Here is a 12,643-nt window from a genome sequence, read left to right on the forward strand (position 1 = left end):
CGTTAGCCTCCCTTTATATTCCTGTTAATTCGCGCCATCCGGCAATCTGAAACCGAAAGTATTCTTTAAAAAATTCCCTGATCTTATGTTTCTCCATATCGTGCGTTACAATTTCACCTACAATACTCACCATAAATGCACATAGGGTATGAGTAAAAAAAGACGAAACCTCCTGTACTTGCGGATAATGGTTCTTCACTATTGCTTTGTGATTATTCGAAACGTCGGTAAGATACTCGGTAAGAGTTTCCCTAAAATTTTCCATTGTTGAACCTTGCGAGTAAAAAAGTAAAAGCCGGATTTCTTCCTTATACTTTATCAGCAATTGTATATATACATCCACAGTTTCTTCCTGATAAGCACGGGTAGACATAAAATTGAAGTCTATATACTTTTCTGTATGTTTGTCTTTTACAAAAGCAAACAAATCATCTCTGGCAGGTGATACAATTTCAAGAAATATTTCATCTTTATTCTTGAAATAGTTATAAATATTGCTCAATCCTACATTTGCATCCTTTGCAATAGTACGCATGGATGCATCTTTAAAGCCTCTTAGTATAAACTCCTTTCGGGCGGCTCGTAGTATAGATTTATATTTATCGTCTTTTAATACCCTCATTTCAATAGAGAACAATGTTCATTATTTGAATCCAAAATAACAACTATGAACGAAATAGTACAATCACCATTTCTTGGTATTTTAACTTATTTGAATACCTAGAAATATTACATAATTCATTCAGATAATAATTTCAGGAAGGAATCAATAAACCTATATATTTCCCGTCCCAATATTCTGTCATAAAATCTAATAAGTTATATCTCTTCTTCATCCAGCAAGTTAATACGAGGCTTTTTTTGTAAAAAGAATAATTATGAATGCAGAACAAATATTAAAAGAGCATGGCGTCAAGAAAACGGTTTGTCGTAAATGTATTATAGATAAACTGATAGAAAGCGATGACACTGCCTTAACTGAGAATGAAATCAAAGATGCATTTTTAGACTTATTCGATCGTGTCACTTTCTACCGCTCTCTGAAAACATTAGAAGAAGCCAAAGTGATACATCATATTGTAACTGAACAACACTACAGTAAAATATGCCTTAAGCAGCCAGTTTGTTTTATCAAAGGTACATCCGTATTTTCATTGCACTCATTGTGATAAAGTTACTTGTTTAGATTTTTCTCTATTAGATAAAATCTACTTTTACCTTCAGGATATCAAGTTGAATCAGCTCAAATTTTGCTTGAGGGTATATGTCCTGATTGTTTTAAAAAATAAATCCGAATATATTAAATTGTATTCGGGTCTTAAGACATAATCGATAATAGCAAATTTTTTATCAGGGTGCTTCTTTATCAGGTTATTGATAAGAGTAGTCTTTCCGGCTCCGAGGAAACCAGTTATTATTGTCACGGGTATCCTGCCCTTCATTGTTTGATTAGATAATTCGTTTTATAATAATGATTTTTGCATAGATTTGAACTTCATCCAGATCAGGGCATTGACGCAAGCTACCACACAGATATTAACCGCTCCCAGATATAGCATCTCCATATTGAATCCGAACTTATATATAATGGGTATCCAATAACTGGGTATACTCCAGACTGAAGACATACAGATAGGACATTGAAGAATAGGTTTCCGCAGGTATTTATTGAGTCGGTATTGCTCGTCCATTCTGTAAAACCGAAGTAGTCCTTCTTTCATCTCTATCTTTACCCTGTTGTCAATGTGATCGCACACCAACAATAAACATCGATTGCAGTAATACATAGCCTAATGCAGGGAGTATCCCATAAAATATAATGCTTACTTCTATATAGCTTCATTCTTTTTTTCTAAATTGTTTATTACATTTCTTGGTAAATCATGAATTCTATTTGATTTTTTCACATTGGATTCACTCAAATTAGCGATATGAGCTGATAGTTCTTTTAGTTATTCTTGAGTGATATTTCTTTGACTGATTCCATAATGCATATTTTTAATTAAAAATAAATCAGGTTGCAAATGTGATATGAATACAATTGTATCATTGTTTCATTTATGGAAAATGATTGCATTTTTTTGTTTTTTGTGGAATCTGTAGTTATTAACTTTCCAATATCCACATCTTGATGACTGATAATAGTTAAGTGTGGGAATGAAAAAGACTCCCTAAAAGTTTATCTTAGGGAGTTTCTTCATGTTTTTTTAGTGTATACCTATAAGAGAATATATTTTAATGATTGAATTTTGACTGATTTATACGTTGCATATCGGATTTATTGAATTTTACAATACAGATTATTGAAGTATACTAAACCAATTCAATACCCTCCCAAAACCATCTTATTAATAAGATCATCACCATTTGCAATTCAATACAGACACCTCTCCTCCCAATAGAATCTTAAATTATTCTGCTTCAATAATACTTGAAGTAACATATATAGAGACAATAAAAAATCTCATTCTTTCTTTATATTTCGGGTCTTACATTCTTATTCAATTCTACAGCAATTATAGTCAAATCTCCTTGAATAGGATTGATACCCTTTAATATAATATTCTGATCCTTGCGGCTGGTTTTAATATTTTCTTTCGTATAAACGTTATAAGCCTTAAGAACCTTCATTCCTTTATTGACCGGAGGCATTGTAAATGAATCTCTGGTGTATTCTCCCAAAAAGTAAATATAAATAACATTATCCTTATAGCAGAATCCATACTGCCCATCTACCGGTTGCCAAGGACCCCCCCGTGTTCCATAGACTGCTTCAGATGTATTATTAACCCAATCTCCAAAATCCAAAAGACGCTTTTCGTAATTTTCAGGAATATTGCCATGTCTATCAGGCCCAACATTTACAAGGAAACACATGTTACGCACTATACAATCGGCAAAAATCCGCTTAATTGCACTCAATGACATAATTTTGGAGGAGTCCTCAGCCATCTTTGTATATCCCCATCCGGGGGCTAATGTAAAGCATTTCTCTACAACACCACCTCTTATTTCACCTTTGACAGCGCCACCTCCTTCTTCATTAGTGTAGTCGCCGATCCATCCACTACGTATATTACTTACAATGTCAGGTTGGTATTTACGTACAATTCCCATCAAACCTAAGGGCTTGCCGGTACTCTCTTCTATATCTTGAAAATAAGGATTTACAGGCCATTGATTGTCGTTTCGCATATATTTTCCCGATTCCCAAAAGTATGCTCCATCAGCATCCGAGCCCTGTTGCCCTAACCAACCTCCGTCCCAGAATAATTGATCTATTTTTCCGTACTTTGTCATTAATTCTTTGGTCTGGCAGTAAAGTTCTTCTTTCATTAAACGGGCATTTTCTTTATGCCAAGAGGCTGTAGTATAGCCAAATTTATTGGGTTTACAATCGGTTCCGGTCACATCATAGTATCCGGGGAAACGCCAATTGATGAGGGTCTTATAAAGACCGACTTTCAGTCCGCCTTCACGACAGGCTTCTACGTACTCTTTTACAAAATCACGATTATGAGTCTGTTTAGCTGTAAAAGCATTTATGTATTTACTTTCAAATAATGCATATCCATCATGATGCTGGGTAGTCAGACTCATGTATCTGGCTCCGATTCTTTTCGCTAAATCCACCAACTTCTGAGCATCAAAATCTTTCGCATCGAAATATAAGTCTCCAGATATAGGGTAAGCTAATTTTCGGTATTCTTCGGGATCAACACCTTGGTTTTCCATATACCATTCTCCTTTTGCAGGTCCGGCATAAAGTCCCCAGTGAATAAACATACCTATTTTATCATCAAGCATCCATTGTATTTTCTCGTCAGGTTGCATTTCTATACCCAAATCAGATTTAACTTCCCTTTTCAGGGCATTAGGTATGCCTGTATAAGTAATCTCTTTATAATCACCTATACGCTGAATACTTACTTCATCGATCCATGCGAAAGTATTTCCTTGGGAATTACCGAATATAACACCAAGGTCTACAGTGTTTTGGTTGGTTGTGATATTAAGTATACGTTCAAATTTAGTCCAGGTAGCGAGAGCTGTCGTTATACTTATATTATTCTTGCCTAAGTTGGACGTTTGTACAGCCATATCATCAGCACCGCTTTCTGTTCGCATCCAGACCGTCAGATTGTACCGGGAAGCCGATTGTACCGGAAAGGATAAAACAAGATTGGTATTAGGCGATAATTTCAGAGCTTTGCCTTTATATGCCCCTTGTTCAATAACCTCAGCTTTTCCTTTTTTTACTACCCAATTCTGTGGCTCATCAAAGGAGAAAGGCGTTAGGTTTTGTGCAGATATTGTTATGGAGATAAACAATAAAAATACACTTAGTTTTAGTTTTTGCGTCATATTATTTTAGTTTCAGTTTTAAATAAGTCATTTGATAAAAGATAATTCCCATATAGAAGGTTTATTTTTATTATCCCATTTATTAAAAGTAATTCGGATAAAGGTGGCCGAATCATTTATTGGTATAGAAACAGGTGATCCTGATATTCCATATTCGCTATAGTCAGAAACCAGCTTCCAGTTTTTTTCATCTGTCGAAGATTCTATTTTTATAAAATAATCCTTCCATGGGTATTCAAATTTTATCTTTACGGAACCAAAATGAGTATTATCTTCAAAACTGCATATAATAGTAGTAAGATTGTCTCTCGAAGAAGGTTCCCATCGGGTTGCATTATTGTCATCTATGATATTTTTCACCGACGAGAATTTGTTTTGTTCACTACTCGCTGTAATAAGTTTTGGTTTGATGTATTCTATTTCTTCCTTTGCCAGATTAGGAAAGGATACAGTAAGGGCCGGGGAAATGTTCTTAATCAAAAGGGTTGTGTCATCATACGCCAATTCGTTAATACAAATTTGCCTTAAGGCTGTACCTGTAACAAAAGGCAAGCTATGTCGGTGATACAAAACATAATGCTTCTTCTTGTAATCGAATATTGTATGATGTCCGGGACCATATACTTGCAGGCTGTCGTTTGTTTTGAGTATCGGACTGTTATCGGCTTCAATAAATGGACCTAATGGATTATCCCCTATTGCATAACGTACCTCATAGGTTTTATCAATGGTTTTTCCTTGAGAATAAGTTAGAAAATATTTTCCATTGTGTTTTACCATAAAAGGAGCTTCGAAGTAATGGCTTGGTGTTATTTCTTTAGGTTCTGTTTTGAATGAAGACATGTCTTCGTTGAGTTCAGCGACGAAACAATGACCATTAACCCATTCCCAGCCGGATCCCCAATAGAGATATGCTTTACCATTGGAATCAATGTAAGCCTCTGCATCTATAACATGATAATAGAGGCTGGTGTCGAATGGTATCATTGGCTTATTGCCTAAGATATTCTTCCATGGACCCAGAGGATGATCGGCTTTTCCACACCAAACTTCGGATCCTACTGAAACATACATATAAAAAGCATTTCCTTTTTTGATAACAGAGGGAGCCCACACATTATTATGGTTTGATTTTTCAGATGTACATGCCGCCTTAGTCGGCCAATTTAGTTTATGAAAAGTCCAATTCTGAAAGTCCTCTGATACCCAACAGCCCAAAAACTCAGCACCCCACGGATCAACTGTGGCATATATGAAAAATTTGCCCTCATACTCAACAATTGAAGGATCGGCAAAATATCCCGGGATAATCGGGTTATTAAGTTCAATGTGCGCTTTCGGAATTTTTTCACTAATGCAAGCCTGAAAAAATGCTGATGCGAGCAATATCAAATAAATATATCTCATATTTTTAAATATTAATAATCTGATAGGTTCCACTTATCTTTCCATTTCAGAACAGGTAATCCATCTTCAAATTTTATAGGTAACCATATATATCTTCCGTCAATTGGATTTTGCGGATTCCACCGATCTCCCATAAATATAAACCTGTCTGATTCTCCTGCAACAGGTAATACATATGTGCTTTGAGAATGAAATGTAAATGCTGAATCATCTCCTTGACAGGGCGTATTGTGCTGAGTCCATGGACCCCATATTGATGTAGAAGAGAACATTCTGGCCTCATTGGGTTTCCAACCTGTACAACCCGAAGTTATCATCCAATATGTTCCGTCCTTTTTGAAAACGGCTGGAGCTTCGTTGTATTTGCCCGGAAATATTCGAATATATTTACCTGTATATTGCAAGTAATCATCAGTAAGTTCTGCTATATGCAGAGCCCCGTTGTCTTCGGAAGAATAAATGTGATATGCCTTATCGTTATCGTCAACAAATAAAGTCATATCGCGACTCATCTGACCTTCTTTAAAATTTTTCCGGACAAAAAGTCCTGTCTCAACTGCTTGTAACCATTCCGGAGTCCACGCCTTTTTCAATATTTCTTTGTCCTTCTCATTTTCTTTTTGCTGATCATATGAAAGGTTTTCAGGCCATATCCCGGCGTTTACTCGACTATTACGAACAAGTGTGTATGGCCCGGTTGGCGTATCACTTATTGCAATACCGACATGAGCTGAATTATAACCTTGATCTTTTAGTTCAAGATGAAAATACATCAAGAATTTATTTGTCTTCTTATTATAAATTACTTTAGGTCTTTCTATAATACAATCTCTTACGATGGGGCTGTCTGGATTATCCGAAACAGGTAAAGCTATCTTTTCAAATGACCAGTTATACAGATCTTTTGATGAATAACAAGTAACTCCCACCAATGCATTGTTAGAGAATTGTCCTTTGTGTTCTCCAAACCAATAGTATGTTCCTTCGTAAAAGAGTATTCCTCCACCATGAGCATTTATTATGTCAGCATTTGTGTCAAACCAAAGTTTTCCGGGATGAAAATCTATATATTTGATAACTTGTGCCCTTAAGACTAGACTAAAGATTAATAAGGAAATAGAGCAATATATTTTGATATTCATAATAATTTTGTATTTATAACTCAGGCAGGACTAGGATCCTGCCTGAGCTGCTTTATTATTTAAATTATCACTTTATAAAACTGCTTATTACAATAGTCCAATCTTTGTAATTGCCAGATGCGGACGTCACACGATAAGTATATGTTTTTCCCGAATAGTCTCCCAATGTACCTAAAACCGGGGCACCATTTAGAGGAGTAACCTTAGCTCCACGAGATACAGTCAGCATACAGGCTATTTTAGAAAGACTTACCTCATCTCTTATCTCTGAGGTAAAATTTCCGCTTGTACCAGGTACAGTTATATTCAATAACACTTCAAGCTTTTCTGCATCGATTACTTTAGTAATATCCAGACCTTTAAAGTATAAGGTGTATATGCCTTCTACATTAGATTCAATAGCCCACCTATGCTCAAATTCGACATTGGAAACTTCACATTCGACAGAGTATTCCGATTCATCGATGTCCGAGTTCAGACAAGAGCTGAATAATGCAGTCCCCAATAATGTTCCTATTATTAAGTATAAAAATTTCTTCATCATTTTATTCTTTATAAAATATTATTTCCAATTATCATTTTGCCATAAATTAGGATTCTGATCGAGCTCACTTTGCGGCACAGGTAACAGATATCTTTTCTTTGCTGTGAATATAAAGTTATGATCACTTTGGGGAGTAGGCAATTCGCGGTAGTAATAGGCATTCGGCTTCATAAAATCCGCTTCGACCATATAATTACCCGGGACTTCGATCTCTAGTTTCTTCGTAGGATTATCTCCTCTATTCAATTCGGGAATGATTCCACCTTTAGCCCCTGTCGGATATCCTGTTGCAGGATCTGTAGTCCCCCACGCCAGTCCAGTACGAAGCAGTGTAAAGTAACGATCGTTTTCTAAATTCAGCTCAGCTGCTCTCTCATCCAGATAAATCATTTTCAATTCTCCGCCTGATTCGGATGTTAACGCCGGAAGCCCTCCATGTTGGACTCTAGTTTTGTTTATATATTCTTTGGCTTTGGTTTCATTCCCTAAACTGAGATAAGCTTCTGCAGTATTTAAGTAACAACGTCCTAAACGAAAAATCGGATATGTAACATTAATCGGCGAATTACTCGGCATATCCCTGTATTGAGGGATCTTTTTTTGATATAATATTCCGGTTTGAGATCCGAATTCGCGACCTTGAGATGATGGAGTATACGAATCCCGATGGTAATTTCCTCCTGTCCGAAAATAGATCGTATTTCCTAAGAACTCTCCGCCATCATAGATAAAAGTTGCATAAAAGCGTTTATCCCGGTTTTTATAAAGTAAATCGGAAATAGAGGTATAGGACGAATTAGCTTTCAACTTCCGTTTTGTCCGAGTTATACCTTTTCGGTCTTTTTCTGTTACAATATCAATATTATCAGCAAATAGTTTCGACTCTTCAAAACGTCTTGCTTTTCCATCTGTGTCTATAATGTAGTACGCCTTTTCAACCATTGCAGGATCGGGTTGTATCTGAGCCTGAGCATCATTTACGATTTTATACCCTTTATCTAACGACTGGAAAGAGGTATTAATGGTCACGCCATCATTCAAAGCTGAAGTCCATGCTTTTACCAACAATCTATGTATATGCACATATTTACTATCGGTTCTTGTATATAGCTCGCTTCTCTGTATACTAAATATATTTTCGGGACAAGTTGGAGCATAATCGTAGTCACAGCACATTTTACGAAAATTCTCTGAACCGGAAACCAACGAATATTTACCTAAAGCATCTAAATCCTCAACAGCCTTAATTGATTTTTTATAATAAGCCTGTATATCGGCATCTGATACTGTATTCTCAAAATAATCAATATACGATGCTCCATGCAGGCAAACCTCCGATAACAGGGCATATGCGGCTCCTTTAGGAAGTAAGCCTGTTTTAGGATTTTCATTTAACAAACCTGCTGCTTTTTCACACAGATCGATAATATAATCATACGTTTCTTTCATCGTTGCACGAGGCAGCTTCAGCTTTTGAGCATCATTATCGTCTTTTCCGGCATTGGCTCCATCATTGTCCAAAACCTCGTCTACAATAATCCAACCTCCATATTTACGTGCCTGCATAAAATAAAACGAGGCTTTAAGGAGATAGGCTTGTCCGAGTAAATCGTCAGCCGTGGTTGTTCCCATAGCTTTTCGGTTTTCTTCATTAGACAGATTAGCAATCGCAATATTGGTTTTTCGTACCAACCCAAAGGCATCCCATCCGAAATTAGTAGATGTTGTCCATCCTGTATCGTCTTTTCCTCTAGCAGACAGCCAATGCCCCCAAAACATATCACTCTGGCATTCGGAGTTATACGAATTCTCGCTACCGGTATATGTTATAGGGTCACCATTCCAATGCGAGAAAAAATGCAGGTTTTCATACAATCCATTTATGTTAGCTTGAGCCATCGCACCATCTTGCCAAACAGCATTTTCAGGTATTAAATCCAAAGGCTTTTTGTCGAGAACATCCTCACAGGAGTTCAAGAATAAGCTTCCAGTTACAACTCCAATAGTTGCCAGTATTCTATTTACTTTCATAGTTTTCATGTATTAAAATCCGATATTAAGGACTAATGAATATGTTTTAGTAATCGGATATCCAAAATTGTTTGTATCATTTTGTTCCGGATCTATGTAATAATCATTGGCTTTAGATATTGTAAACAGGTTTTGTCCGACAAGCGACAGGGTTAAGTTAGAGAGCCAAGGTGTATTTTTTAATAATTTATATTTAAAGTCATATCCAATCTGAAGATTTTTTAATCTCACATATTTGCAATCTACTGCCCAAAAGGAAGATTCCTGATAATTATTGGCTAAGCCTGATCCTGTATCTGGAATTGGATATCTAGCTCCGGTATTCTGAGGTGTCCAATAATCAAGATCCTGAGAGAATCTAATACGACTAAACCCGACTGCCATACCTTCTGTCCCTATTATCTTATAATTCTTACCAGCCCCTTGTATCAAGCCGGTCAATGAAAACCCCTTATATGCCAAGCTAAAATCGAGACCATATTGCATGATCGGTTTTTTTGTTAAACCATTATAGACTTTGTCGTCAGACCACGAACCATCTGTATCTATCCGTCCATCACCATTTACATCCACATAGCGGATATCTCCGGTTTTGACATTGGTAGTCCATAGTGCATGCGGATTGTTTAAGAGTTCTGCTAGATCAGAATATAGTCCGTTCGAGATAAACATCCTGGTACCATCAGATAAAGTTTTTCCAACAGATGTCAATAGCGGGTTTTGACTGGTATTGATATCCTCATTCTTTTTAACCCATAATTCATCATAGAATGATATATTTGCTCCAATTTCATATCGTAATTCATTATATGAATCTTTCCATCGGACAGTGATCTCGCTACCAGCCCTCCTGAATTTATCATCTGACATTATTTGAGGGAGATTTGTGCCTAGTGGCGTTTTATAAATATCACTGGGACTAATCAGATATCCCTTTGTTTCTTGTACGAAATAGTCGAAAGTGGCACTCAACCTATTTTTTAACATAGAGAAATCAACACCGACATTCGTCGACCGGGTCGAATACCATGTCAGATCCGGAGAGATCAATCCGGGAGTATTGACAGATGGCGCCCGATTACCTGCAATATCAAAAGCCGCAGAACCCATGCTCCAATTCGAAAAATAAGCAAAACGCGACCCTTCAATACCGGTCTTACCCCACGAACCCCTCAGTTTCAATAAATCTATTTTAAACTTTTCGGCTAAAGGTTTAATAAACGGCTCATCCGAGAAAACATACCCTGCCGATACCGAAGGAAAATATCCATAACGATTTCCATCAGAATAATTGTCACTACCATCAATACGCAAACTGGCACCCAATATATAACGCCCCATATAATCATAGTTAAGTATACCGACATACCCCAAGCGTCCGCTCTCTGCGGCTTCACTACCATTGGTCATTGTATCTTCGGGTCCTGCAAATAGTTGATCAACAGACGATGTCAGATAATCGGTTCTACCTCCTCTCAATTCCTCAGAATAAGATTCTGTTTGATTGTAGAAGGTTGATAAACTTAAGTTATGTTTTTCAGCAAATGTTTTTTCATATTGCAGTCCCACATTAAATTCATATCCCCAAAAACTCTTCTTTGTCATACTTAACGAAGGTTTGGTCGAGACAGGCAAAGCTGTACCGTCGGGATAATATGATGCAACATAGGCATTATTCCAACTTTTAGAAGTATAAGCCGAAGTTTTATAGTTTCCATTAAAAAGAGCTTTCAGACCGTCTATCCCATATACATTCCATTCCATATTTAAGCGGTTATTCATTACAGGATCGGTATTTTTCGTATATCCGCTTTTAGGATGCAAGTACAAGAAAGAGGTGTTAGCAAAATAAGTTCCATCAGCATTGTAAATTTTTTCTGTAGGATAAGATTTAATGCGACGCATTATTTCCCCTTCACTCTTACCGTCCTGCCACATAAAGTTATTTTTCATATCCAATCCTACTGTTAACCCTATAGCTCGGAAATTATGAGTAAGGCTCAGCCCGATATTCGCGGTACTATATTTGATCACTTCTTCACCTTCGATAGGCTTGATTAATGATCCTTGATTAAAATATCCTAACGAAATACGGTATTGCGTATCTTCGCTTCCGCCATCTATTGTCAACGAATGCCTGTCAGATTGTGCGAGGCTTCTCATAATCTCATCCCGCCAATTAACATTGGGATAATTTTCAGGGTCAGAACCTGTCCGGTAGGCCTCTAATGCTTCGACTGAATACGTTGGTGTATAGCCGTATACATTATCGAGATAGTTACGGGTCGAAGCCAAATCATACGAACTAATATTGCTCTTTGCCCTTGTTGGTTTTGTGAACTGATGATCCAATGTATAATTTATTCGGGCCTTGCCAACGTGCCCCGATTTTGTTTTCACTACCACAATACCATTTCCGGCCAAAGCTCCATATACAGCAGCAGATGCAGCATCTTTCATTATAGAGATAGATTCTATGTCCTGAGAGTTGAGCCTGTTAAACATTGTAGCATCCTGTACAATACCATCGATTACATATAATGGAGCATCTGCACCACGTATACTTATCGAAGGAGTAGCTCCCGGCATACCCGAAGAATTAGTAATAATGGCTCCGGGCGTTCTTCCTTGTAGAGCAGAAGATACATTGGAATATCCTCCCATATCTCCGATCTTATCGACATCGACACTTGTTATGGCATTTGTAATTTTTCGTTTTATAACTGACCCATAGGCTACGATCACTACTTCATCCAGCACTTTATCATCTTCCTGCATAGTGACTTTCATCTCTGTCTGTCCATTTACAGAAATCTTCTGAGATAAATATCCTACATAACTCACATTCAGTACGGCATTTGATGAAACCGTAAGGCTGAATTTGCCATCAAGGTCAGTGATTGTTCCATTTTGTACCCCATCTTCACTTACACTTACACCAATGAGAGTATCTCCTGATTTATCTACAACAATACCTCTCACCTGAATATTCTGAGAAAAAGAGGATATAGATAATAATATCAGTACAATTAAAAACAATGATCGCAGACATCGTTCCTTTCCTCCGGATTTGTCGGTCATATCCTCAGCTTTCATAACAGAGAGAGGATGACCTTTCTTCTGAAAAATGTTTTTCATGTAAAAAATAAATTAG

The 12,643-nt window shown here is 36.9% G+C and carries 10 protein-coding genes; 1 reads left to right on the forward strand and 9 read right to left on the reverse strand.

The window, feature by feature from the left end; genetic code table 11:
• Positions 1-13 precede the first annotated feature (13 nt).
• Complete coding sequence (locus AABJ51_RS02510; RefSeq protein WP_338374275.1) at positions 14-622, reverse strand: TetR/AcrR family transcriptional regulator; 609 nt, start codon at positions 620-622, stop codon at positions 14-16.
• Between the two features lie 256 nt (positions 623-878).
• On the opposite strand from AABJ51_RS02510, the gene AABJ51_RS02515 reads away from it, so the two are divergent.
• Positions 879-1,169, forward strand: a complete 291-nt coding sequence (locus AABJ51_RS02515; RefSeq protein WP_338374276.1) for a transcriptional repressor — start codon at positions 879-881, stop codon at positions 1,167-1,169.
• 69 nt (positions 1,170-1,238) lie between these two features.
• Here AABJ51_RS02515 and AABJ51_RS02520 read toward each other — a convergent pair whose 3' ends face one another.
• The 8 genes from AABJ51_RS02520 to AABJ51_RS02555 all read right to left on the reverse strand — a co-directional run bounded on the left by AABJ51_RS02520 (position 1,239) and on the right by AABJ51_RS02555 (position 12,627).
• On the reverse strand, positions 1,239-1,442 hold the full coding sequence (locus tag AABJ51_RS02520; protein WP_338374277.1) for a GTP-binding protein: 204 nt from the start codon (positions 1,440-1,442) through the stop codon (positions 1,239-1,241).
• 21 nt (positions 1,443-1,463) lie between these two features.
• Positions 1,464-1,721, reverse strand: a complete 258-nt coding sequence (locus tag AABJ51_RS02525) for a hypothetical protein (RefSeq protein WP_338374278.1) — start codon at positions 1,719-1,721, stop codon at positions 1,464-1,466.
• Between the two features lie 754 nt (positions 1,722-2,475).
• Positions 2,476-4,365, reverse strand: a complete 1,890-nt coding sequence (locus AABJ51_RS02530; RefSeq protein WP_338374279.1) for an alpha-L-fucosidase — start codon at positions 4,363-4,365, stop codon at positions 2,476-2,478.
• Positions 4,366-4,392: 27 nt separating this feature from the next.
• The gene (locus tag AABJ51_RS02535; RefSeq protein WP_338374280.1) at positions 4,393-5,772 is read right to left on the reverse strand and encodes a family 43 glycosylhydrolase; all 1,380 of its coding nucleotides are present in this window, start codon (positions 5,770-5,772) and stop codon (positions 4,393-4,395) included.
• A gap of 11 nt (positions 5,773-5,783) precedes the next feature.
• The gene (locus tag AABJ51_RS02540) at positions 5,784-6,914 is read right to left on the reverse strand and encodes a glycoside hydrolase family 43 protein (protein WP_338374281.1); all 1,131 of its coding nucleotides are present in this window, start codon (positions 6,912-6,914) and stop codon (positions 5,784-5,786) included.
• 67 nt (positions 6,915-6,981) lie between these two features.
• Positions 6,982-7,458: a DUF5018-related domain-containing protein gene (locus AABJ51_RS02545; RefSeq protein ID WP_321577239.1), complete on the reverse strand. Its 477-nt coding sequence runs from the start codon at positions 7,456-7,458 to the stop codon at positions 6,982-6,984.
• A gap of 18 nt (positions 7,459-7,476) precedes the next feature.
• Positions 7,477-9,489, reverse strand: coding sequence for a RagB/SusD family nutrient uptake outer membrane protein (locus AABJ51_RS02550; protein ID WP_338374282.1), 2,013 nt, complete (start codon positions 9,487-9,489; stop codon positions 7,477-7,479).
• A 12-nt stretch (positions 9,490-9,501) separates the two neighbouring features.
• Positions 9,502-12,627: a SusC/RagA family TonB-linked outer membrane protein gene (locus AABJ51_RS02555; protein WP_338374283.1), complete on the reverse strand. Its 3,126-nt coding sequence runs from the start codon at positions 12,625-12,627 to the stop codon at positions 9,502-9,504.
• Positions 12,628-12,643 lie beyond the last annotated feature (16 nt).

The organism is Indolivaga capnocytophagoides (genome assembly GCF_036511535.1).
In the GTDB taxonomy this organism is placed as follows: Bacteria; Bacteroidota; Bacteroidia; order Bacteroidales; family Dysgonomonadaceae; genus Dysgonomonas_A; species Dysgonomonas_A capnocytophagoides.

Bases quoted from the DNA above. Each gene is read 5' to 3' on its own strand.
- AABJ51_RS02510 (WP_338374275.1), bottom strand. From the start codon at position 622: ATGAGGGTATTAAAAGACGATAAATATAAATCTATACTACGAGCCGCC.
- AABJ51_RS02515 (WP_338374276.1), top strand. From the start codon at position 879: ATGAATGCAGAACAAATATTAAAAGAGCATGGCGTCAAGAAAACGGTT.
- AABJ51_RS02520 (WP_338374277.1), bottom strand. From the start codon at position 1,442: ATGAAGGGCAGGATACCCGTGACAATAATAACTGGTTTCCTCGGAGCC.
- AABJ51_RS02525 (WP_338374278.1), bottom strand. From the start codon at position 1,721: ATGAAAGAAGGACTACTTCGGTTTTACAGAATGGACGAGCAATACCGA.
- AABJ51_RS02530 (WP_338374279.1), bottom strand. From the start codon at position 4,365: ATGACGCAAAAACTAAAACTAAGTGTATTTTTATTGTTTATCTCCATA.
- AABJ51_RS02535 (WP_338374280.1), bottom strand. From the start codon at position 5,772: ATGAGATATATTTATTTGATATTGCTCGCATCAGCATTTTTTCAGGCT.
- AABJ51_RS02540 (WP_338374281.1), bottom strand. From the start codon at position 6,914: ATGAATATCAAAATATATTGCTCTATTTCCTTATTAATCTTTAGTCTA.
- AABJ51_RS02545 (WP_321577239.1), bottom strand. From the start codon at position 7,458: ATGATGAAGAAATTTTTATACTTAATAATAGGAACATTATTGGGGACT.
- AABJ51_RS02550 (WP_338374282.1), bottom strand. From the start codon at position 9,489: ATGAAAGTAAATAGAATACTGGCAACTATTGGAGTTGTAACTGGAAGC.
- AABJ51_RS02555 (WP_338374283.1), bottom strand. From the start codon at position 12,627: ATGAAAAACATTTTTCAGAAGAAAGGTCATCCTCTCTCTGTTATGAAA.